This window comes from Streptomyces sp. SID8352, from assembly GCF_009862265.1.
In the GTDB taxonomy this organism is placed as follows: domain Bacteria; phylum Actinomycetota; class Actinomycetes; order Streptomycetales; family Streptomycetaceae; genus Streptomyces.
In genome coordinates this window covers 38,057-60,288 of the sequence record NZ_WWGX01000027.1, presented here as the reverse complement: position 1 = coordinate 60,288, position 22,232 = coordinate 38,057, and the positions used below count along the sequence as shown (strand labels likewise).

Below are 22,232 nucleotides of genomic sequence, written 5' to 3'. Positions count from 1 at the left end.
CCGCTCCTTGTCCTGTCGCCCTGCCCGAGTCCTGACCTGCGGTCACCACTGGGTTGCGATCATCTTGCTCTCGGTGTACTCCAGCAGGCCCTCATGTCCGCCCTCGCGTCCCAGGCCCGACTCCTTCACCCCGCCGAACGGGGCGGCCGGGTCGGAGACGGCCCCCCGGTTGAGGCCGACCATGCCGACCTCCAGCCGCTCGCTGATCCGCAGGCCGAGGGCGAGGTCGCGGGTGTACACGTAGCCGGCCAGGCCGACCTCGCAGCGGTTCGCCAGGTCCAGCGCCTCGTCGACGGTGTCGAACGTGACGACGGGGGCGATCGGCCCGAAGATCTCCCGTCGCAGAACGGCGGAGTCGGCGGGCACGTCCGCGAGGACCGTGGGCGGGTAGAACCAACCGGGGCCGTCCGGAGTACGGCCGCCGGTCAGTACGGTGGCGCCGGCGGCGACCGCCTCGTCCACGACCTCCTGCATCCCGGCCCGGGCCCGCTCGTTGACCAGCGGTCCCACTTCGGTCCCGTCTTCCAGGCCGGGCCCGACGCGTAGTCGTCCCATCGCGTCGGCCAGTCGCCGGGCGAAGTCGTCGGCGACCGAGGAGTGCGCGTAGAAGCGGTTGGCCGCCGTGCACGCCTCGCCGCCGTTGCGCATCTTGGCGATCATCGCGCCGGCGACCGCCTCGTCCAGGTCCGCGTCGGCCAGGACGAGGAAGGGGGCGTTGCCGCCCAGCTCCATGGAGGAGGCCAGCACCCGGTCCGCGGCTTGGCGCAGCAGGTGCTTGCCCACCTCGGTGGAGCCGGTGAAGGAGATCTTCCGGACCTCGGGGTGGGCGAGCAGGGCGGTGACCAACGGGCCGGTCCTGCGGCTCGGCAGCACGTTCACCACCCCGGCCGGGACTCCGGCCCGCTGGAGGTGCCCGGCCACCGCGAGCGCGGTGAGCGGTGTCTCGGAGGCGGGCTTGAGGACGACCGTGCAGCCGGCCGCCAGAGCCGGGCCGATCTTGCGGGTGGCCATCGCCGCAGGGAAGTTCCACGGGGTCACGAGGACGGCGACACCGATCGGCCGGCGCATGACGAGGATGCGGTTGCCGCCGGCCGGCGCGTGTCCGAGCGTTCCGGAGAGCCGCACCGCCTCCTCGGCGTACCACCGGAGGAACTCGGCGGCGTAGGCGACCTCCGCCCGGGCGTCGGGGAGCGCCTTGCCGTTCTCGGCGACGATGAGCCGGGCCAGCTCCTCCTGCTCGGCCCGCATCGACTCGAAGGCCCGGCGCAGGATCTCGGCGCGTTCCCGGGGCGGTGTGGCGGCCCAGCCCGGGAGGGCCTTCGCGGCTGCCTCCACCGCGTGGACGCCGTCCGTCTCGGTGGCGGAGGCGACCGACGCGACGGGCTCGCCCGTGGCCGGGTCGTGCACGGTGAACCGTGCCTCGTCACCGGCCGGCCGCCAGGCCCCGCCGATGAACAGCTCGGTCGGGGCCGTGACCAGTGCCGGGAGGACATCGGTCGGCCTCATGCGGCGTCCTCACCGGTGTAGTCGAGTGCGAACCGGTCCTCGCAGATGTCGTCGAGGACGTGCATGAACCGCTCGTGGGCCGGGTGGTTCCAGTAGCGGTCGAACGCCGCCCGGTCGGTGAAGCGGCCCAGACTGCCGTGGGTGAACCCGTGCCGCAGACCGGAGGGATTGGTGTTCTCCCCCCAGGTCAGGGCTGTCATGCCGACGATGCCGGCGCGCAGGCCGTCGCTCAGTTCGCCGAGGGCGTCGGCCAGGTCCTTCTCCCGGCCGGGCCGGGGGCGGAAGACCACGTAGTGGGTCAGCATGATCAGCTCCTGGCCGGGCCGGTGGGCCGGCCGCGGTCGGAGGAGTCGACGGTGAAGTCGAAACCGTTCCAGTAGCGGGTGCCGGCCACGAGCAGTTCGTCGGCGGGGAACCGAGTGATCACTCGGGGGCCCTCGCCGGTGACCACGACCTCCTCCTCGATACGGGCTGCGGACGCCCCGTCCTTGGTGGGCCAGTAGGTCTCCAGGGCGAAGACCATGCCCTCCTCGACCGGAACCGGGTGTTCGAGGGAGTGGTAACGGCTGATCAGCGGCTGCTCCCACACCGAGAGACCGACACCGTGGCAGTACTGCAGGCCGAACGCCTCCTCCTCGCTGGCATACCCCAGGTCGGCGGCGCTGGGCAGGGCCAGGGCCACGTCGCGGGTGGTCGCCCCGGGACGGACGGCGGCGATGGCCCGGTCGATGGCGTCGCGGGCCCGCTTGTACGCGTCGCGCTGGGCGGCGTTGGAGCTGCCGACGTTGAGGGTGCGGTAGTAGCAGGTCCGGTAGCCGTTGAAGGAGTGGATGATGTCGAAGTAGGCGGTGTCCCCGGGCCGCGTCATCCGGTCGCTGAAGACATGCGGGTGGGGGCTGCACCGCTCGCCGGAGATCGCGTTGACGGCCTCGACCTCCTCCGAGCCGTTCTCGTAGAGGTTGCGGTTGACCAGGGCCACGGCCTCGTTCTCGCGCATACCGACATGCAGCGTGCGGTACAGCTCGTCGTAGGCGGCGTCGACCATGCCGGCCGCGTGGTCGAGCAGCGCGATCTCGTCGACGGTCTTGATCCGGCGGGCCTGCTGCATCAGCTCCTGGCCGTTGACGATCCGCAGACCCTCCCTCTCCAGGGCCCGCAGCACCGGGATCTCGACGACGTCGACACCGACGGGCTCGCCGTGCAGGCCTCGCTCGCGCAGGTGCCGGGCGATACGGCGGGCGTTGCCGGCCTCGACGCCGACGTTCTCGGGGATCGAGCCGCGCCAGCTGGAGATGCCGGCCTGCCAGCTGCTCTCCGGCAGCCAGCCGGCGTGCGACCTGTGCTGCCGGGCCGCGGAGCCGATGTCCCACAGGATCGGATCCTCACCGCGCATGAGCAGCACGCAGCGGAAGAGCTTGTCCCGCGCCCAGTTGCCGATGTGGGTGGCGGTCGTGTAGCGGATGTTGTTCTGGTCGAAGAGGATCAGCGCGCCCAGGTCGGACGACTCCAGGGCGGCGCGGGCCCGCGCCAGGCGCTCGGTGCGCAGCCGCTTGAAGTCGACGCGCTCCTCCCAGTCGACGCCGAGCGTGGCGCCGGGTGAGGCGATTCCGTGCAGTGACATGTCAGTGCCTTTCTGGCGGGGTGGGGGAAGGGATGCGGGTCAGACGGGGGCGTACTCGCCGGATTCCGTCTCCGGGGCGCGCGCCTCGGGCGCGGGGTCGGTGCGGCCCGCCAGTTCCCAGGCGGTGCGGATGATCTCGCGCACGGACAGGCCGTACTTCTCGAAGAGGTAGGGGCCGGACTTGGAGCCCTCGGCGAAGGTGTCGCGCAGGCCGATGCGGCGCAGGGGAACGCCCGCACCGTTCTCGGCGAGCACCTCGGCGACGCTCGATCCGAGTCCGCCGATGACGCTGTGGTTCTCGACGGTGACCGCGCCGCGGGCCCCCTGGACGGCGGCCAGGACAGCGGCCCGGTCGAACGGCTTGATCGTCGGCAGATTGGTGACGCCGGCGTCGATGCCGTGGGCGCGCAGCTCGGCTGCGGCCTGGAGGGTGGCGGGGAGCATCATGCCGCTGGTGAGCAGGGCGATCTCGGTCCCGGCCACCACCTGCTGTCCCGCGCCGACGCGGAACTCGTGGTCGTCGTCGAACACCACGGGGATCTCGCCGCGCTTCAGGCGCAGGTAGACCGGGCCGGGGAGGTCGGAGATCTGCGGGACGACCTGCTCGATCTCCACCGCGTCGGCGACGTCGATCACGGTCATGTTGGGCAGCGCCCGCATGATCGCGACGTCTTCGATGGCCTGGTGGCTGGGGCCGCCGGGCGTGGAGATCCCGGGCATGAAGCCGACGATGCGGACCGGGAGGTTCGGGTAGGCGATGGCGTTGACGATCTGGTCGTAGGGCCGTCGCGTGGCGAACACACCGAAGGTGTGCACCCACGGCTGGAGACCCTCACGGGCCAGCGCGCCGGCCATCGACATCATGTTGGCCTCGGCCATGCCCGCGTGCACGAACCGCTGCGGGAAGACGTCCTGGAAGAGGTCGACCTCGCACTGGCGGGTCAGGTCGCCCGAGAGGCAGACGATCTCCTCGCGGGTGCGTGCCAGCTCGACGAGGGCTCGGCCGTAGGGCTTGAGGACGGTCGGGTAGGGAACCTCACGCATCGCCGTTCTCCAGTTCTTCCAGGGCTCGGGCGGCGAGGTCGGCCGGCAGCTTGATGAAGTGGCCGTCCGCGTCCGCGGGCAGACTGTTCAGTCCGTGGACGGTGGAGGTGCGGGCCACGACCACGCCGGGGCGGTCGGCGTCGATGGCGCGTCCCAGGGCCGCCCGGACCGCGGCGGTGTCGTGGCCGTCGACCTCTTCGGCGTACCAGCCGAAGGAGGCCCACTTGTCCACGAGCGGGTCGATGGTGGTGATGGAGCTGACCGGCCCGTCGACCTGCGAGTCGTTGGCGTCGAGCAGCACGACGACGTCGCGCAGCCGGTGGTGGCCGGCGAACAGCGCCGCCTCCCAGGTCTGGCCCTCCTGCACCTCGCCGTCGCTGGACAGCACGAAGGTGCGGCGGGACCCTTCCTGGCCGCGGAGCCGGTCGGCGAGGGCGAAGCCGGCCGCACCGGACAGGCCCTGGGCGAGCGACCCGCAGGTGAGGTCCACGCCGGGGCTGGTCTCGGTGCCGATGGCCTCCAGCTCGGCGCCGTTCCGGCCGTAGTCGGCAAGCTGTTCGTCGGTCAGCTCGCCCGCTTCACGGGCGATGGCATAGGCGGCGATGATGTAGTGACCGGGGGAACAGACGAACCGGTCCACTCCGCGCTGGAAGCAGCCGGTGTGCAGCACGGCCATCTGCTCGGCGCACGACAGTGCCTGGCCGAGGTAGCCGAAGCCGTGCGGGCTCACCATCTGCACCGCCCGCAGCCGGATACGGCGCGCCAGGGCGACGGCCGCGTCCTGGGGCACGTCGGTGGAGACGTCAAGGGCGGTCACGCGTCGCTCTCCTTCGGATTCAGCATGGCGATGAAGTGGGCCAGGGCGGCGTCGTGATCCGCGGCGTAGCCGGCGTTGATGCTCAGGTCGGCCAGCGCCCGGCGTCCGGTGGCGGCGAGGACACCGGGCCGGGCGGCGGCCTCGGCCAGTTCCTGCGCCCGCCGGTCGACCTCGGTGGACGGCACGGCCGCGGTCAGCACGCCCAGCGCTTCGAGGCGCTCGGCGGTGAATGTGTGGCCGGTGACGAGGGTGCGCGTCGCCAGTCTGGAGGGCAGGAGGTACCGCACCGAGACCTGGGCGATCATCGGCCAGGTGCCGAGGGCCGCCTCCACCGTGCCGAGGGCCGCGTGGTCGGCCGCCACGGCGACGTCCGCCAGCAGGGCGATCGAGAAGCCGGACGCCAGCGCGTCCCCACGGACGGCCGCGACCACGGGTTTCCGCAGCAGGGGCAGGAGTTTGAGCAGTTCGACCACCTCGGCGGCGAACTCCTCGACGGTGCCGGTCGCTCTCAGTTTCGGCAGGTCGGCGCCGCCGCAGAAGGCGCGGTCGGAGCCCGCCAGCACGATCACCGCCGTCTCGGGGTCCTGGTCGGCGCGGTGCAGTTCCTCGACGAGCGCCCGGGTCACCTCCAGGTCGAGCAGGTTGCGCTCACCGTTGTCCCACTCGATCCAGGTCGCCGGGCCTCGCCTGCTCGCCCGCACCGGGGCGGTCCCGGTGGTCGTCCGGGTCATCTCTCGCTCCTTGCGTCGTCGGTGGTCAGCGGTCGGAACGAACCGAGCCCGCCCTGGAAGAACAGCAGGGGCCGCCGGGCCGGCTCGGCGTCCAGCGCCCGGACCCGGCCCACGACGAGGTGGTGGTCGCCGGTGTCGGTGATCTGCTCGATGTCGCAGTCGATCCAGGCCAGGGCGGCGCCGAGGGCCGGGGCGCCCGACGGTGCCTCGTGCCACTCCAGTCCCTCGAAGCGCCGGTCGGCGGGGCCGGCGAAGCGCGCGCAGTAGTCGTGGTGCTGGTCGGCGAGGACGTTCACGCAGAAGCTGCCGAAGTCGCGGATGGACCGGAGGGTGCTGGAGGTCTTGGTCGGGAAGAAGCCGACGAGCGCCGGTTCGAGCGAGATCGAGGTGAAGGTTCCGATCGTCATTCCGACCGGGGCGCCCTCCGCCGTCCGGGCGGTGACGACCGAGACGCCGGTGGGGTAGTGGGCGAGGACGCGGCGGAACCTGTCGGAGGTCACGGTCACCGCTTCGGGGGAGAGAATCGCTGTCATGGGAGTGCTCCGTTCCGGCTCACACGTGGACGGGCAGCGGGCCGTCGGCGCCGAGCAGCAACTTGCCGTAGACGTCGTTGGCGATGCCCGGGGTGGCGTGGACGTGGCTGCCCGCCACGCCGACGTCCTGGTGGACACGGGCCAGCGTGTTGGTCTCCATGAAGCTGCTGGAGCCTGCCGCCTTGAGCAGGGCGTCCACGGCCTCCTGGACGAGGGTGACGGTGTGGCCGACGTCGTTGCGGACTCGCGCGCGAGCCAGGGTGTCGAGGTACTCCCCGCGCAGCGCGGCCTCGTCGATGTCCCGGCAGGACCGGTGCGCGAGCAGTTCGGCGGCGTCGACCTTCGACGTGGCCTGGGCGACCGTGACCTGATGCACGGGGGAATTGCGGCTCTCCGTGTACGCGGTGCCCACGACGCCCTTGTGCTTCAGCCGCTCCACGGCGAGTTCCAGGGCGGCTCGCCCGAGTCCGATCTGGATGCCGGCGAAGATGACCGTGCCGGTCGGCAGGAAGGCGGCGTTGGTCCGGGGCTCACTGCACCGCAGCTCGGTCTTGTAGTCGCCCTCGACCATGTCGGTGAAGAACTGGACACGGTGGTCGGGGACGAAGACCTCCTCGGCCACCACCGTGTCGCTGCCCGTGGCCCGCATGCCGATCGGGAACCACGACCGCTCGATCGTCCACTCCCCCGGCTGGAGGATGCCCAGCGCCTGGCCGGTCCCGCCGTCCTCCCGCTCGGCGAGGAAACCCATGATCGCGTGGCTGGCGGCGTACGACCCGGACGCGTACGGCCAGCGGCCGGAGACCACGTAGCCGCCCTCGATGCGTCGGCCCTTGGCCGAGGGGGCCAGCACCACGCAGCATCGGCTGGTGGGGTCGTCCCCCCAGATCTCGTCCTGCGCCTTGACCGGCCAGGTGGTCGCGAACCAGTTCGCGGTGTTCAGCAGCATCGCCGTCCAGCCGGTGGAACCGTCCGCCTGCGCCAGCTGGGCCAGGACATCGATGGTGGTGCGGGAATTGGCCTCCGCCCCCTTGTACCGCTGAGGGACGGTCAGGCTCAGCAGCCCCTGCTCGGCCAGCGCGTCGATCACGGCCGGTACGAGACGTCCTTCGCGGTGTCCCTCCGCCGCGTGCTCCCGGATCAGGGGGCGCAGGGCCGTCGCACGCGCGATGATCCCGCCGTTCGGTTCGGTACCGGCCGCGGAGTGTGTCATGGCCTCGTTCATCATGGTCGTCACAGTCATTTCCCACTCCCGTTGGGTCGCCCACATGTGGGGGTCGTGGAATGGACTCTGTGCCCCGGCCCGCGCCCGGGCACATGGTCAGGGGCGCCAAAGTTGACCCGGCGGACGGGGCACGGGGCGGCGCGGGCGCCACCACCGACGGAGCAGTGGGGCGACGAGCCCAAAACCCCGGGACCGGCTTGTGCGCCGCGCACAGATAACGGACGCTGCGGATCCAGCCGGTTCGCGTCGGACGGCCGAAGTGGTTCCATGAGCACCACGGCACCTTCCGCACCTGAGGAGAGCAGCGTTGGAGCACCAATGGATCCGCGCCCTCGTACCGAGCGGGACGGTGCGGCCGGTCGCGTCCCTGGCCACACGGCGCCGTGCCGTCAGGGCGATCGGCGAGGAGGCGACCGCCTGGGGCGTGGCTGCGGGGCGGAGGATGGCGGACTACATTCTCGACACGCTCACGGACTGGCCCGGGAACCGTTCGGAGGAGGAACGCGAGGCCCTCCAGCGGGCCACCGAGGCCAGCACCCTGGACACCCTGACCGCGCTCGCGACCCTGGACGTCACGCTGCTCCAGAGGTCGAGCGAGCCGGCGCAGAACGTCACCTTCTACGTCGCGGAGGGCATCCCGCTCGAAGAAGTCGTGCGCAATGTGCACAGTGGTCAGGAATTCCTGATCCAGGAACTGATCGGCCGTATCGGTGAGCTGGTGCCGGCCGAGCGCCGCCTGGAGACGATCCAGTCGGCGACGCGCATGGTCATCCAGAGCTGGTCCATGTTCATCGGCACGATCACGCGCCTCTACGCCGAGGAGACACGGCGCTGGCAGGAGAGCACCGAGGGCGCGCGGATGCAGGCCGTGCGGCGGGTGCTGAGCGGCAAGCAGTACGCGGCGGACGACATCGATCAGGAACTCGGTCATCGCCTCGCGCAGACACACGTCGGGCTGATCCTCTGGCTCGAAGGCCTCGACGTCGAGACCGCCCTGCTGTTCGACTTCGCCGGCGTCGCCGGATCGCTGGCGAATCTCACCCGGAGTGATCCCGAGCCCCTCGTGATCCGGCGAGGCGCCGGCCGAGTGGATGTCTGGCTGGGCAGCCCCGGGGAGAAGGTATCGAGCCTGATCGAGTCGAGGGCCGCTCTGCCTCCGTCGCTACGCGTCGCGGTGGGCCGTGCGGCGGCCGACGTCGACGGTTTCCGCACCACCCATGAGCAGGCGGTGGCCGCCCGGCGCATGGCCCGGCTCGGCGCCACCGACGCACAGATCGTGGACTACTCGGACGTCGAACTGCTCTCCCTGCTGGCCACCGACCCCTTGAGGGCTCGGGACTTCGTGCAGTCCGCGCTGGGTCCCCTGCGGCACGCCGATCCCCGCATGGACGAACTGCGGCAGACGCTGGCCGTGTACATCGACAGCGGCCGCAGCATCGCGCACGCCGCCCAGTCCCTGCACGCCCACCGCAACACCGTGTCCTATCGGCTCAACCGGGTGGCGGAGTTGCTGCCGGAGGGGCACACCACGACGGAACTGCGCTGCGCCCTTCTGCTGGCCGAGGTGTTTCCCAAGGGCGGTTGATGCGCACGAGCGCGGCGCAGTCGCAACACAGCGGACCTGTCTCAGCAAAAGTCCAGCGCCGACATCGGCTGAGCGGCCGGTGATCCTCCGGTCGCTGCCGACCGCCGCACGCGACGCGTTCCCCACCACACGACCATGATCGGCGATCACTCCGCGTTGCGGTTGGGGCCTCTCGTTTGGATCATGCCGGGCTCGCGGGGTCCGGCATGATCCAAACGCAAGACCCCGGCTGCCTCACAGGACGGCTCCCCCACGCGACGTGCCCGCCCGGAAGAGGCAGTCGGCCAGGGAACCGTTCAGGGTCGCGGTTTCCGCTGGCAGACGGAGCAGAAGTGCGATGAGCGGCCCATGAACGCGGCACGCTGCATGGGGCTCCCGCAGCGGCGGCAGGGCAGGCCCTCGCGGCCGTAGGCGTCCAGGGAGCGGTCGAAGTAGCCGGACTCGCCGTTGACGTTGACGTAGAGGCTGTCGAAGCTGGTGCCGCCGACGTCGAGGGCGGCGTTCATCACGTCCCGGACGTGGCCGAGGAGTTCCAGGGCGCGGGGGCGGGTGAGGGAGGCGGTGGGGCGGTCGTAGTGCAGGCGGGAGCGCCAGAGCGCCTCGTCGGCGTAGATGTTGCCGACCCCGCTGATCAGGGACTGGTCGAGCAGGGCCCGCTTGACGGTGGTGCGCTTGCGGCGGAGTGCCCGGTGGAAGGCCTCGTCGTCGAAGAGCGGGTCGAGGGGGTCGCGGGCGATGTGCGCGATCACCTCGGGCAGCCCGTCGGCCCCGGTGTCGTGGAGCGAGAGGCCCCCGAAGGTGCGCTGGTCGACGAAGCGGAGTTCGGTGCCGAGGTCGTCGTCGAAGCCGACACGGACCCGCAGATGGGTCTCGGCGGGCGCCTCGTGCGGCTGGACCAGGAGCTGGCCGCTCATGCCGAGGTGGGCCAGGACGGCCTGGCCGGTCTCCTCCAGCGGCAGCCACAGGTACTTGCCGCGGCGGCGGGGGACGCCGACGCGGTGGCCGCGCAGCCGGTCGGTGAAGTCCAGGGCTCCGGCCGGGTGGCGGCGCACGGCGCGCGGATGCAGCACCTCGGCGTCGGCGACGGTGCGGTGGGCGACCCACCGTTCCAGTCCGCGCCGGACGACCTCGACCTCGGGCAGTTCGGGCATGTGTGCTTCTCCCACGGCGGGCACGCCGAGCGCCCGCCCCGGACGGGGACGGGCGCTCGGGCCGTGCGGTGTCGGTCAGGCCGGCGCGGACGCCCCGTCGGCGGACGCCCCGTCGGCGGTGGCGTCGACAGCGGTGGCGTCGACGGCGTCCGCGTCCGCGCGGGCGCGTTCGTCGGCGGCGGCGCGGATGGACCGCCAGGCGGACTCCGCGGCCTGCTGCTCGGCCTCCTTCTTGCTGCGGCCGGTGCCGGTGCCGTACGAGACGCCTCCGACGCGGGCGGCAGCAGTGAAGGTCTTCTCGTGGTCCGGGCCGGTCTCCGTGACCAGGTACTCGGGGACACCGAGCCCCTCGGTCGCGGTGAGCTCCTGGAGGCTGGTCTTCCAGTCCAGTCCGGCACCGAGGTTGGAGGACTTCTCGATCAGCGGGTCGAACAGCCGGTGCACCAGCTCCGACGCCGCGTCGAGCCCCCGGTCGAGGTAGACGGCGCCGATCACCGCTTCGAGGGTGTCGGCGAGGATGGACGCCTTGTCCCGGCCGCCCGTTCCCTCTTCACCGCGGCCGAGCCGGATGAAGGAGCCCAGGTCGAGCCCGCGGCTCACCTGTGCCAGCGCACGCGAGTTGACCACCGCGGCCCGCAGCTTGGCCAGCTGGCCCTCGGGCAGGTCGGGGTGGGTGCGGTACAGCGTGTCGGTGACGACGAGGCCGAGGACGGAGTCACCGAGGAACTCCAGCCGCTCGTTCGTCGGCAGACCGCCGTTCTCGTACGCGTAGGAACGGTGGGTCAGCGCGCGCACCAGAAGGGCGGACTCGATCTCGTAGCCGAGCCGCCCTTCCAGAAGCGTGTGGGACGAGGCCTGCTTGTCGCCCGCGGCGCCCCCGCGTCGACGGGGACCGCTGGCTTCGGCGTCTTCCGCCTTCTTGGCAGTGGACACAGTGCCTCTCACCAGCCGCTCAGACCTCGAGGACCTGGCGCTTGTTGTAGGTGCCGCACGACGGGCACGCGATGTGCTGCAGCTTGGGCTCGTGGCAGCGCTCGCACGCAACCAGGGTGGGGACCGCAGCCTTCCACTGCGACCGGCGGTGGCGCGTGTTGCTGCGCGACATCTTCCGCTTCGGAACAGCCACGGCTACTTCTCCTGCTTCTCGGCGGCGTCTGCTGAACGAGGCGCGTCGCCGCTCATATCGTCCTTCTCGCCGTCTCCGAGTGATCCGGCGAGTCCCTGCAATGCCGCCCAACGGATGTCGACGGCGTCGTGGTGGTGGTCCGGATCGTCCGCCAGGCGCGCTCCGCACTCGGAACACAGACCCGGGCAGTCCTCCCGGCACACCGGCTGCATCGGCAGTGCGAGCACCACCGCATCACGCAGCACGGTCTCGAGGCCGATCAGACCGTCCTCGACGAAGAGCCTGTCCTCGTCGTCCTCGGCGTCGTCGCCCGGTTCCGCGGTCAGGCGGCCCCGGTCGTCGGCGTCAGGGTACGAGAACATCTCCTGGAACTCCGCTTCGAGCTGCTGCCCGACCGGCTCCAGACACCTTACGCACTCCCCCTCGGCCCGGGCACGGGCGGTGCCCGTGACGAGCACCCCCTCCATGACCGACTCCAGCCGCAGCTCCAGCTCGAGCGGGGTGCCTTCCGGCACTCCGATGACTCCCGGGACACCGAGGTCCCGGGGTGCGTCGACCGTGCGGGTGAGGCGCTGGAGCGCACCGGGCCGCCGTCCCAGCTCGTGTGTGTCGAACACGAGGGGATCGCGGTGGTCGAGGCGCGTGTTCAGGGCCGTCCTGCTTTCGGTCTTCATGGCTGGATCTTCACGACGGGGGGAGGAACGCCGCCCTGCGGTGTCCCCGGGCAGCGCTGATCGCGGACATAGGCGCGACCGAGGAGCCAGGATACTTGACCATCGGCTCTCGTCCCAATCCGGTTCCCGGCGGCCCCTGCGGCCGGGCCCCGCCGGGGCGGTCGGGGCTCAGAGACCGCGCCCCTGCTCGTAGGCCCTGAGCTGCTCGGCGCTGATCATGCTGGTGTCGAAGAGACTGGTCTCGTCGAGGGCCTGCGGCTGCTGCGGCGCGGCCCCCGGGGACGGCGGGAGCTGCTGCGGCTGGGCGTAGGACGGGGTGGCGTCGTAGGCGGCCCCCTGCCCGCCGTCGTAGCCCTGGTAGGCGTACGGGTCGGGCTGCCGGTCGGGGTAGCCGTAGGCGTCCTGGCCGCCGTCGTATCCCTGCTGGTAGCCGCCGGAGTACGGATCGGCGCCCTGCTGCTGCGGATAGCCGTACGCCGGCTGGGGCGGCTCCGGGGCGGCGTGGGCCACCGCGGGCTCCGGGGCGGCGTACTCCCGCTGCCTGGGCGGCCCGGCCGGGGTCTCGGCGAGGGCGGCGAGGTCCGCGAGGTAGTCGGCGTCGCTGGAGTGCTGGAAGGTGGTCGGGTCGTCGGCGAGGGCGCCGAGGTCGTCGGTGGCGATCCGGCCGTGGAGCTTCTGGCGGCCCCGGCCGACCGCCTCCAGGGTCTTGGCGAGCACCGCCTCGAAGGCGCCGAGCTTGGCGTCGACGTAGGCGTCGGCGTCGCGGCGCAGGATCTCCGGGTCGTGGCTGCGCTCGGGGGCGTCCTCGTCCTCGTAGCCGTTCTCGTCCAGGCCGGGCCCGGTGCCCAGGAGCTTCTCCCGGCCGCGGCCGACGGAGCCGAGGGTCTTGGTGAGGACGACCTCGAAGTTGGCGAGCTTGGAGTCGACGTAGTCGTCGGCCTCGGCGCGGACCTCCTCGGCCTCCTGGCGGGCGTCGCCGAGGATGCGGTCGGCCTCGGCCTGGGAGCGGCGGGCGACCTCGGTGCCGGAGATCAGGGAGCCGCGCTCGGCGTGGGCGCCCTCGATGATCCGCCCGGCCTCCTCGCGGGCCCGGGCGACCATCTGCTCGCGGTCGCCGATCAGCTCCCGGGCCTGGGCGAGGGAGCCGGGCAGGTCGGCGCGGAGCTCCTCCAGCAGGGCGAGCAGCTCGGCGCGGTTGATCACGCACGAGGCGGACATGGGCATGGCGCGGGCGCCCGAGACCAACCCGGTGATCTCGTCGAGCTTCTTCTGCACGTCCACCGTGGCTCGCCACTCTCTACGACTGTGTTGGAGACGGACGGGACGACTGTACGACCCCGGGGTGCCGGTGGGACACCGGGTGACGGTTTGTCAGGCTCCCGGCCCGGCGCGCGGCGCGGTCACTCCCCGCGCGGCCGCGCGGTGGCGGCGCGGTCACTCCCCGCGCAGCCGCGCGGTGAGGGGGCCCAGGACCAGTGGCGGCACCAGGTGGGCGACGTCGCCGCCCCAGGTCGCGACCTCCTTGACCAGCGAGGACGACAGGAAGCTGTAGGTGGGGTTGGTGGGGATGAAGAGGGTCTCGACGCCGGAGAGGCCGTTGTTCATCTGGGCCATCTGGAGTTCGTAGTCGAAGTCGCTGACGGCGCGCAGGCCCTTGACGATGGCGGGGATCTCGCGCTGCTTGCAGAAGTCGACGAGGAGCCCGTGGAAGGACTCCACGCGGATGTTCCCGTACTCGGCGGTGACCTGGCGGATGAAGTCGATGCGCTCCTCGATCGTGAAGAGGCCCTTCTTCGACTGGTTGATCATCACCGCCACATAGACCTCGTCGTAGAGGCTGGAGGCACGGGCGATGATGTCGAGGTGTCCGTTGGTGATGGGGTCGAACGACCCGGGACAGACGGCGCGGCGCACTTGGGGTTCCTCGCTCTCCGGTCCGGTCATCGTGCGGCTTCGCACGCGGGGGCGGCGCGACCGTACCAAAACGTTCCCTCTCCGTAGCGACGGGAGCGGAGCGCGTCGAAGCCGTCCGGCCAGCGGAATTCACCGCCTCTGGTGCTGCGCTCCACGGTGACGAGCGCGTCGGCGGTGAGCCAGCCCCCGGTGCGGAGTGTGAGGAGGATCTCGCGGAGATCGTCGTCGGAGACGGCGTAGGGCGGGTCCAGGAAGACGACGCCGTACGGCTCGGCCGGGGGCGCGGCGTGGACGATCTGCTCCGCCCGGCCCGGCCGGACCTCGGCGCCGAGGAGCCCGAGGGCACGGGCGTTGTCGCGGACGGTGCGGGCGGCGCGGGCGTCCGCCTCGACGAGCAGGACGTGGCCGGCGCCCCGGGAGAGCGCCTCCAGGCCGACGGCGCCGGAGCCGGCGTACAGGTCGAGGACGCGGTCGCCGTCGAGCGGGCCGCCGAGCAGGGACTGCCAGGTGGAGAAGAGTCCCTCGCGCGCGCGGTCGGAGGTGGGCCGGGTGCCGGTCCCGGGCGGGACGGCGAGGCGGCGTCCGCCGGCCTTGCCGGCGATCACGCGGGTCATCTGGGGGTCCTTGGTCGTGGGTCGGCGGGTGGCACGGGGCGGGCGTGGCCCGGCCGGGGCGGTACGGGCCGCGGCTGGCCGGGATCGCGACGGTGCGGGTCCAGTCTGGCAGGCGCCGGGCACCGGTGCGCTCCCGCCGGGCCGGGCTCAGCCCTTCTCCAGGTACTGCTCCCGCTCCTCGTCCAGGAGCGCGTCCAGGGCGGTGCGCAGCGCGGGCAGCCCGGCCAGCTCCGGGTCGGCGGCCACGGTGGCGGCGGCCTCCTCCCGGGCCTGGGCGATGATCTCCTCGTCCTCGATGACGGTGAGCACCCGCAGCGAGGTCCGGACGCCGGACTGGGCCTGGCCCAGGACGTCGCCCTCGCGGCGCTGTTCGAGGTCGAGCCGGGACAGCTCGAAGCCGTCCAGGGTCCCGGCGACGGCGTCCAGCCGGGTCCGGGCGGCGCTCGCCGCGGGCATCTCGGTGACCAGCAGGCACAGCCCCGGGGCCGAGCCGCGGCCGACCCGGCCGCGCAACTGGTGGAGCTGGGAGACGCCGAAGCGGTCCGCGTCCAGGATCACCATGGCGGTGGCGTTGGGCACGTTGACGCCGACCTCGATGACGGTGGTGGCGACCAGGACGTCGGTCTCGCCGGCCGCGAAGCGGCGCATGACGGCGTCCTTGTCGTCGGGGGGCATCCTGCCGTGCAGCACCTCGACCCGCAGCCCCAGCAGGGGCCCTCCGGCGAGCTGCTCGGCCACGTCGAGGACGGCGAGCGGGGGGCGCCGGTCGGCCTCGGCGCCACCGGCCGGCGCCTTCGGGCCGGGAGTCTCCTCCTCGTCGCCGATGCGCGGGCAGACGACGTACGCCTGGTGGCCGCCGGAGACCTCCTCGCGCACCCGCTCCCAGGCGCGGGTGAGGAAGTGGGGCTTGTCGGCGGCGGGGACGACATGGCTGGCGATCGGGGAGCGCCCTGCCGGGAGCTGGTCGAGGACGGAGGTCTCCAGGTCGCCGAAGACGGTCATGGCGACGGTGCGCGGGATGGGCGTGGCGGTCATCACGAGCAGGTGCGGGGGCTGCGCGCCCTTGCCGCGCAGGGCGTCGCGCTGCTCCACGCCGAAGCGGTGCTGTTCGTCGACGACGACCAGGCCGAGGTCGTGGAAGCGCACCTTGTCCTCGATCAGGGCGTGGGTGCCGATGACGATGCCGGCCTCGCCGGTGACCAGGTCGAGCAGGGCGGCGCGCCGGGCGGCGGCGCCCATGGAGCCGGTGAGCAGGGTCACCCCGGTGGCGTGCTCGGCGGCGCCGAGGGTGCCGCCCTCGGCCAGCGCGCCCATCATCTCGACGATCGACCGGTGGTGCTGCTGGGCGAGGACCTCGGTGGGCGCGAGCATCGCGGCCTGTCCGCCCGCGTCGACGACGGCGAGCATGGCGCGCAGGGCGACCATGGTCTTGCCGCTGCCGACCTCGCCCTGGAGGAGGCGGTGCATGGGGTGGTCGGTGGCGAGGTCGTCGAAGATCTCGCGGGAGACCCGCGTCTGGCCGTCGGTGAGGGTGAAGGGGAGCCGCTCGTCGAAGGCGGCGAGCAGCCCGTCCGGACCGGGTCTCCGGGGGACGGCGGGGAGCTGGGTCTCGGCGTGCCGGCGGCGGGCGAGGGCGACCTGGAGGACGAACGCCTCGTCCCACTTGAGGCGGGCGCGGGCGTCCTCGACGTCCGCCCGGGTCCGCGGGCGGTGGATCCTCCGCAGGGCCTCGGGCAGCGGGAGCAGGCCCCGGCCCTCGCGCAGGGACCCGGGGAGCGGGTCGACGGCCTCCTCGGCGCTGGGCAGCACCGTCTGGACGGCCTTGGCGAGCTTCCAGGACTCCAGCTTGGCGGTGGCCGGGTACAGCGGGATCAGGGTGCCCGCCCAGGATTCGGCGGCCTCCCCGTCGCCCTCGCCGCTCAGCGGTTCGTAGGCGGGGTGGGCGAGCTGGAGGCGCCGGTTGAAGACGGAGACCTTGCCCGCGAACATCGCGCGGGTGCCGGGCAGCAGGTCCTTGTGGGGCTTGTGGACGCCGTTGCCGAAGAAGACGAGCTGGACCCGGCCGCTGCCGTCCGTGATGGTCACTTCGAGGCGCTGGCCCTTGCCGCGCGGCGCCCTGGGGGAGGCGAAGGTGTGCAGCCGGGCGTCCGCGACCTGGGCGACCACGGTGACGTGCTCGTCCATGGGGAGGTCGGCGAGGTGCGTGAGCTGGCCGCGCTCCTCGTATCTGCGGGGGTAGTGGTGCAGGAGGTCGCCGACGGTGTGCAGACCGAGGTGCTCGGCCATCACCTTCGCGGTGGCGGGGCCGAGCACCGACGTCAGCGGCTGTCGCAGGGAATCACGCGGTTCGGACACGCCCCCATTGCACACCACGCCACCGACAACCACGGCCCGCCACCCGCCCGGACCCTCCACGACCGGCCCGGAGACCGCCTCCGGAGGCGCGTCCGGGGCGAGGCTCCCGCGGAACGGGGGCGCGGCCCCGGGTCCCGCGGAACGGGGCACCGCCTCCCGGGGCCGGGAGTCCTGCGGAGTGAGGGCGCCACCCACGGGACCACGGGCGCCGCCCACGGGGCCACGGGCGCCGCACGGCGGCAGGCACCCCGGCGACGGGACGGCCCGCCGGAGGAAGTGCCCGGCGGGGAACAGCCCGGCAGAAGTCCGCGCCCGGCACCCACGCCGGGGCCCGGACCGCGCGGAGCGGGGGCGCTTCCCGGCCCCCAGGGGTCCCGTGCGGTGACGGGCGCGCCCATCCGGACGCGCCGGGCGGCGGCGTCCCGACCAAGGGACGGCCCGGCAGGAGGGCGGTCCGGCGGGAGCCGGAGCCCGCGGCCGGGTCTGGGGCCGGGGCCGGACCCGGCCGGGGCATCGGTCCGGAGGCCGGCCCCGTCCCGGCCGGGAGCCGGGGGTTCCGTCACTCCACTCCGATGAGGAGCAGGGAGCCCTGGTGGCCGCCCTGGTAGGTGACGGCGTCGACGGCCAGGTAGGAGTCCCGGACCCGGGCCTCCAGGTACGGGGCGACGGTCGGGGGCGCCCCGGCCCCCAGGACGAGGGTGACGAGTTCCCCGCCCGCCGCGAGCATCCGGTCCAGGACGGTGGCGGCGACCTGGGCGACGTCCGTTCCGATGACGGCCACGTCCCCGTCGACGAGGCCGAGCACGTCACCGGCCTGGCAGATGCCGGCCGAGGTCCAGGACCGGTGCTCGGCCACGGTGACCTCCGCGTGCCGGGTCGCCCCGGCCGCCGAGGTCATCGCCACCACGTCCTCGTCGAAGCGCCGCTCCGGCTCGTGCACCGCCAGCGCGGCGATGCCCTGGACCGCCGAGCGGGTCGGGATCAGGGCGACCCGGACGCCCTCCGCGCGCGCCTGCTCGGCCGCCGCGGCGGCGGTGTGGCGCAGCTCGTCGTCGTTGGGCAGCAGCACGACCTCCCGGGCGTGCGCCAGCCGCACGGCCTGCACCAGCTCCCCGCTGGCGGGCGGCTCCCCCGGGCGGGCGAGCACCGCGGTGGCGCCCGCCCCCGTGTACAGCCCGGCCAGCCCCTCGCCCGGCACGACGGCGACCACGGCCCGCTGCGCCCGCTCGCGGGCCGGGCGCTCGGTCCCGGCCGCGTGGCCCTGACCGGCGCCGAAGTGGGTGATCCGGATGCGGTGGGGCCGCCCGGCCTCGACGCCCGCCTCCACGGCGGCGCCCGCGTCGTCGACGTGGACGTGCACGTTCCACAGCCCGTCGCCGCCGACCACCACGAGGGAGTCCCCGAGGGCGTCGAGCCGCCCCCGCAGCCGGGCGACGGCCTCGTCGCCCGCCTCCAGCAGATACGTCACCTCGAAGGCCGGTCCGGCCCCGGCGTCGTCGTCGCAGGCGCACCCCCCGGCGCCGGACGGGACGTCCACCGCCCGCGCGGGCGCCACGAACGCGGGGACCGGCCCCCGGCCCGGATCGGGCGGCTCCCCCGTCAGCGTCTGGACCAGCGCCCCGAGCACCGCCACCAGCCCCCGCCCCCCGGCGTCGACGACCCCGGCGCGGGCCAGCACGGGCAGCCGCTCCGGTGTCCCGGCGAGCGCCTCGCGGGCTCCGGCGTACGCGGCGCGGGCCACCTCCCCGCAGCCGTCCCCCGCCGCGTCGGCGGCGTCGGCGGCGGCCGAGGCGACGGTCAGGACGGTGCCCTCGACCGGATGGGCCACGGCCTGCCGGGCGGAGTCGGCGGCGCGGCGCAGGGCCCGCCGCAGCTCCGGGCCCCCGGCCGGGGCGGACTCCGGCCCGGCGGTCAGCACCTGGGCCATGCCGCGCAGCAACTGGGCCAGGATGGTGCCGGAGTTGCCGCGCGCGCCGATCAGCGCGCCGTGCGCCATGGCCTCCGCGGCCTCGGCCGTCGTCGGGCCCCCGGCGCCGTCCCCGGTGTCCCCGTCCGCGCCCATCGCGTGGGCGGCGAACACCGCCTCCACGGCGGCGGCGGCGGACTCCACGGTCAGGTACATGTTGGTGCCGGTGTCCCCGTCCGCGACCGGATAGACGTTGATCGCGTCGATCTCCTCGCGCGCCCCGCCCAGCGCCCGCAGCGCCAGCCCGCACCAGGTGCGCACCGCCAGAGCGTCGAAGAACCTCTGCGGCACCTGCGCCACCTGTGCCTCCCTGGGCTGCCGGACTGGCTGGCAGCGTAGACCGTGGGAGGGCGCCCACCGGAAAGCGGGCCGGGGACGGTGGTCCGGACCTCCGTGGTAGTTTCGTTGTACGGGAGCAGTCGTTGTATGCTGCTCCGGTTGCCCGATCCGATCGGGCTCTCCCCCTGGCACCGCCACTCTGGTTCCCGTCCGCTCACGCGGCCCGAGTTCCCGATCCCGGCATGCCGGGATCAACCGTAAGTGCATCTGAAGTCTTTGGAGTGACCCGTGGCTGCCAACTGCGACGTCTGCGGCAAGGGGCCGGGCTTCGGCAACAACATCTCGCACTCGCACCGCCGTACGTCCCGTCGCTGGAACCCGAACATCCAGCGTGTGCGTACCGTGGTCGGCGGGACGCCGAAGCGCGTTAACGCCTGCACCTCGTGCATCAAGGCCGGCAAGGTCTCGCGCTGACGCGTCAGCTTGAGCGCGCGGCCACTGCCTTGCTCGCCGCACGGAGCCGGTCCACCGTCAGGTGGGCCGGCTTTCTGCTGTCCGCGGTTCCGCCGGGCCGCCGCGTACCATGACCCGCGGCCTGCCGTGATCGGCACCGGCAGGGGCGGCCCGCGCCGCCCGGCGGCCTCCCGCGCCCGCGCCCTGCCCTGACGGGCGCCCGGCACTCCCCACCGCGCGGCCCCCTCCCTCCCGGCGCCGGACCTCCCGCCGCCCGGTCCCGTCCGACGGCCCCGGCCTCGCGGTTGGCGTCGCAGGCCGCGTGGGAGCGGGGCGCCGGACGGTCCGATTCGGGGCACCCGATTCGGGACGCCCAGCCCCGGACCACCGCCACCGTCCCGTCCCGCACATCCCCGCCCCCGGACAGCCCCGGCGCGTCGGCTTCCCGTTGCCGGGGCGGCGCAGGACGGCGTCTTTCCGGCGGTCTCCCGCCCGGCCGGGTCCCGCACGAGCCGCCCCGGCTGGCCGGCTTCCGGTGCCGGGCGGACCGGTGCCGACACCGGCGACACGGCGGGACCGGCGGGACGGCAGGAACGGCGGGACGGCAGGACCGGCGGGACGGACGGACCGGCGCCCGAGCCCCTCACCGCCCCGCCGCCGAGCCCCGCACCGCCCGGCGGCGATGGCCGTCACCGCCCGGCGCCCCAGCCCGTGAGCACCCGTCACCGCCCGGCGGCGTCCCCTCCGGCGGGGTCCCCTTCGGCGGCCTCCCGCCCGAGCGCCCACCCGTGGTCGACCGGGCCGATGCCCCCGCCGAGGGCGAACCCGGCGGCGATGGCCCCCGTGACGTACTCCTTGGCCTCGCGCACGGCGCGCGGCACGGACCGCCCCTTGGCCAGCCCGCAGGCGATGGCCGAGGCGAGGGTGCAGCCGGTGCCGTGGGTGTGCCGGTTGTCCAGGCGCGGCGCGCTCAGCCAGTGCTCCTCGGAGCCGTCGGTGAGCAGGTCGACGGCGTCGCCGGAGAGATGGCCGCCCTTGATCAGCGCCCAGCGCGGCCCGAACCCCAGCAGCGCGTCCGCCGCCCGGCGCAGATCGTCCCGGGACTCCACCCGCACCCCGGTGAGCTGGGCGACCTCGTCGAGGTTGGGGGTGGCGACGGTGGCAACCGGCAGCAGCGCGGTGCGTACCGCGTCCAGGGCGGAGGCGGCCAGCAGCGCGTCGCCGTGCTTGGAGACGCCGACCGGGTCGACGACGGCGGGCGCGCCGGTGCCCGCGAGCAGCTCCGCGACGGCCGCCACGAGTTCCGCGGAGGAGAGCATGCCGGTCTTGACCGCCTGGACGCCGATGTCGTCGACGACGCTGCGGTACTGGGCGCGGACCGCCTCCACCGGCAGCTCCCAGGCGCCCTGCACGCCCAGCGAGTTCTGCGCGGTGACGGCGGTGAGGACGCTCATGCCGTGGGTGCCGAGGGCGAGCATGGTCTTCAGGTCGGCCTGGATCCCGGCGCCGCCGCCGGAGTCGGAGCCGGCCACGGTGAGCACCAGGGGCGGCCTCATCCCTCGACCTCCCCGCCGAAGTGGTCCCAGCCGCCCTTGCTGGTCCAGGGCGCGCCGTCCACGGTGACCTGGGGCAGCGCGGAGGGGTTGAGGACCTCGCCGATGACCTTCCAGCGGGCGGGCAGCTTCACGTCCGGCGGGAAGGTGGCCACGATCGCGTGGTCCTCGCCCCCGGTCAGCACCCACTGCATGGGGTCGACGCCGACGGCCTGGCCGATGTCGTTCATCTGGGACGGGATGTCGATCTGCCCGGAGGCGATGTCGATGCGCACCTTGCTGGCCTCCGCGATGTGGCCGAGGTCGGCGATCAGGCCGTCGCTCACGTCGCACATGGCGGTGGCTCCGAGCCCGGCGGCGGCCGGTCCCGCGTGGTAGGGCGGCTCGGGGCGCCGGTGGGCCTCGACGAAGGCGCGCGGGGAGCGGAACCCCCGGGACAGCACCGCGAAACCGGCCGCGGACCAGCCGAGCCAGCCGGTCACCGCGACAAGGTCGCCGGGCCGGGCGCCGCCCCGGGTGACCGGCTCCTGGTTGCGCAGGTCGCCGAGGGCGGTGATGGAGACGGTGATGGTGTCGCCGCGCACCACGTCGCCGCCGACCACGGCGGCCCCGGCGACCTGGCACTCGTCGCGCAGCCCGTCCATCAGCTCGGTCGGCCAGGTCACGGGCAGCTCGGCGGGGACGACCAGGCCGAGCAGGAGCGCGGTGGGCACGGCGCCCATGGCGGCGATGTCCGCGAGGTTCTGCGCCGCGGCCTTGCGGCCGACGTCGTAGGCGGTGGACCAGTCACGGCGGAAGTGGCGGCCCTCGACGAGGACGTCGGTGCTGGCCACCACCCGGCGGTCGGGTGCCGCGACCACGGCCGCGTCGTCCCCGGGGCCGACCCGGACCGCCGGCGTGGTGGTGAGACGGGAGGTGAGCTCCCTGATGAGCCCGAACTCCCCGAGCTCACCAACAGTCCCCTTCATGTGCCTTGGCTCCCCTTCTGTCCCTGTCCGCGCCCGGTCCCGGCTGCGGTCGTTCGGACCGCCGGCGCGGTCGGCGTTGTCGTCAACGTGGTGTCGTGTTCTCACCCCGGCGCGCGG

General features: G+C 73.6%; 21 protein-coding genes. 2 read left to right on the top strand and 19 right to left on the bottom strand.

All coding sequences use genetic code 11. The features are described from left to right. Positions 1–42: 42 nt before the first annotated feature. From GTY84_RS08610 to GTY84_RS08575, 8 genes are read right to left on the bottom strand one after another with little or no spacing between them, the layout of a single operon-like run. Positions 43–1,506, bottom strand: coding sequence for an NAD-dependent succinate-semialdehyde dehydrogenase (locus GTY84_RS08610; RefSeq protein ID WP_161225545.1), 1,464 nt, complete (start codon positions 1,504–1,506; stop codon positions 43–45). Then, positions 1,503–1,811 carry a Dabb family protein gene (locus GTY84_RS08605; protein ID WP_161225544.1) on the bottom strand — a complete coding sequence of 103 codons (309 nt, stop codon included), beginning with the start codon at positions 1,809–1,811 and terminating at the stop codon, positions 1,503–1,505. The genes GTY84_RS08610 and GTY84_RS08605 overlap by 4 nt, the downstream gene beginning before the upstream one ends. 2 nt (positions 1,812–1,813) lie before the next feature. Then, a complete protein-coding gene (locus tag GTY84_RS08600) occupies positions 1,814–3,127 on the bottom strand; it encodes a Xaa-Pro peptidase family protein (protein ID WP_161225543.1) in 1,314 nt (437 codons plus the stop codon). 39 nt (positions 3,128–3,166) lie between these two features. Then, complete coding sequence (locus GTY84_RS08595) at positions 3,167–4,171, bottom strand: transketolase C-terminal domain-containing protein (protein WP_161225542.1); 1,005 nt, start codon at positions 4,169–4,171, stop codon at positions 3,167–3,169. Then, positions 4,164–4,988 (bottom strand): 1-deoxy-D-xylulose-5-phosphate synthase N-terminal domain-containing protein, encoded by an 825-nt coding sequence (locus tag GTY84_RS08590; protein WP_161225541.1) that lies wholly within the window; start codon positions 4,986–4,988, stop codon positions 4,164–4,166. The genes GTY84_RS08595 and GTY84_RS08590 overlap by 8 nt, the downstream gene beginning before the upstream one ends. After that, positions 4,985–5,719, bottom strand: a complete 735-nt coding sequence (locus tag GTY84_RS08585; protein WP_161225540.1) for an enoyl-CoA hydratase/isomerase family protein — start codon at positions 5,717–5,719, stop codon at positions 4,985–4,987. Before GTY84_RS08585 ends, GTY84_RS08590 begins: the two co-directional genes overlap by 4 nt. Further along, positions 5,716–6,252, bottom strand: a complete 537-nt coding sequence (locus tag GTY84_RS08580) for a flavin reductase family protein (protein ID WP_161225539.1) — start codon at positions 6,250–6,252, stop codon at positions 5,716–5,718. Before GTY84_RS08580 ends, GTY84_RS08585 begins: the two co-directional genes overlap by 4 nt. A gap of 19 nt (positions 6,253–6,271) precedes the next feature. Then, positions 6,272–7,495: an acyl-CoA dehydrogenase family protein gene (locus tag GTY84_RS08575; RefSeq protein WP_161225538.1), complete on the bottom strand. Its 1,224-nt coding sequence runs from the start codon at positions 7,493–7,495 to the stop codon at positions 6,272–6,274. 289 nt (positions 7,496–7,784) lie between these two features. On the opposite strand from GTY84_RS08575, the gene GTY84_RS08570 reads away from it, so the two are divergent. After that, positions 7,785–9,062, top strand: a complete 1,278-nt coding sequence (locus GTY84_RS08570) for a helix-turn-helix domain-containing protein (RefSeq protein WP_161225537.1) — start codon at positions 7,785–7,787, stop codon at positions 9,060–9,062. A gap of 296 nt (positions 9,063–9,358) precedes the next feature. Here GTY84_RS08570 and mutM read toward each other — a convergent pair whose 3' ends face one another. The 9 genes from mutM to GTY84_RS08525 all read right to left on the bottom strand — a co-directional run bounded on the left by mutM (position 9,359) and on the right by GTY84_RS08525 (position 19,162). Beyond that, complete coding sequence (gene mutM, locus GTY84_RS08565; RefSeq protein ID WP_161225536.1) at positions 9,359–10,213, bottom strand: bifunctional DNA-formamidopyrimidine glycosylase/DNA-(apurinic or apyrimidinic site) lyase; 855 nt, start codon at positions 10,211–10,213, stop codon at positions 9,359–9,361. A 75-nt stretch (positions 10,214–10,288) separates the two neighbouring features. Then, positions 10,289–11,158, bottom strand: coding sequence for a ribonuclease III (gene rnc, locus GTY84_RS08560; RefSeq protein ID WP_345943366.1), 870 nt, complete (start codon positions 11,156–11,158; stop codon positions 10,289–10,291). Positions 11,159–11,165: 7 nt separating this feature from the next. Beyond that, positions 11,166–11,339 carry a 50S ribosomal protein L32 gene (gene rpmF / locus GTY84_RS08555; RefSeq protein ID WP_007493396.1) on the bottom strand — a complete coding sequence of 58 codons (174 nt, stop codon included), beginning with the start codon at positions 11,337–11,339 and terminating at the stop codon, positions 11,166–11,168. Positions 11,340–11,341: 2 nt separating this feature from the next. After that, entirely contained in the window at positions 11,342–12,013 is a 672-nt protein-coding gene (locus GTY84_RS08550; protein WP_161225534.1) for a YceD family protein, read from the bottom strand. 168 nt (positions 12,014–12,181) lie between these two features. Beyond that, complete coding sequence (locus tag GTY84_RS08545; RefSeq protein WP_161225533.1) at positions 12,182–13,294, bottom strand: cell division initiation protein; 1,113 nt, start codon at positions 13,292–13,294, stop codon at positions 12,182–12,184. Between the two features lie 153 nt (positions 13,295–13,447). After that, positions 13,448–13,927, bottom strand: a complete 480-nt coding sequence (gene coaD, locus GTY84_RS08540) for a pantetheine-phosphate adenylyltransferase (protein ID WP_345943368.1) — start codon at positions 13,925–13,927, stop codon at positions 13,448–13,450. Between the two features lie 26 nt (positions 13,928–13,953). Further along, positions 13,954–14,664 carry a 16S rRNA (guanine(966)-N(2))-methyltransferase RsmD gene (gene rsmD, locus GTY84_RS08535; RefSeq protein ID WP_345943365.1) on the bottom strand — a complete coding sequence of 237 codons (711 nt, stop codon included), beginning with the start codon at positions 14,662–14,664 and terminating at the stop codon, positions 13,954–13,956. Positions 14,665–14,688: 24 nt separating this feature from the next. Next, the gene (gene recG / locus GTY84_RS08530; protein WP_161225530.1) at positions 14,689–16,896 is read right to left on the bottom strand and encodes an ATP-dependent DNA helicase RecG; all 2,208 of its coding nucleotides are present in this window, start codon (positions 16,894–16,896) and stop codon (positions 14,689–14,691) included. Positions 16,897–17,455: 559 nt separating this feature from the next. After that, on the bottom strand, positions 17,456–19,162 hold the full coding sequence (locus GTY84_RS08525; RefSeq protein WP_161225529.1) for a DAK2 domain-containing protein: 1,707 nt from the start codon (positions 19,160–19,162) through the stop codon (positions 17,456–17,458). A 267-nt stretch (positions 19,163–19,429) separates the two neighbouring features. Between GTY84_RS08525 and rpmB the strand changes: the two genes are divergently transcribed. Next, entirely contained in the window at positions 19,430–19,615 is a 186-nt protein-coding gene (rpmB, locus tag GTY84_RS08520; RefSeq protein ID WP_003993230.1) for a 50S ribosomal protein L28, read from the top strand. A gap of 701 nt (positions 19,616–20,316) precedes the next feature. Here the strand turns inward: rpmB and thiD are convergent. Together thiD and GTY84_RS08510 are read right to left on the bottom strand one after the other, a co-directional pair. Then, positions 20,317–21,150, bottom strand: a complete 834-nt coding sequence (thiD, locus tag GTY84_RS08515; RefSeq protein WP_161225528.1) for a bifunctional hydroxymethylpyrimidine kinase/phosphomethylpyrimidine kinase — start codon at positions 21,148–21,150, stop codon at positions 20,317–20,319. Further along, positions 21,147–22,115 carry a thiamine-phosphate kinase gene (locus tag GTY84_RS08510; RefSeq protein ID WP_161225527.1) on the bottom strand — a complete coding sequence of 323 codons (969 nt, stop codon included), beginning with the start codon at positions 22,113–22,115 and terminating at the stop codon, positions 21,147–21,149. The genes thiD and GTY84_RS08510 overlap by 4 nt, the downstream gene beginning before the upstream one ends. Positions 22,116–22,232: the final 117 nt, after the last annotated feature.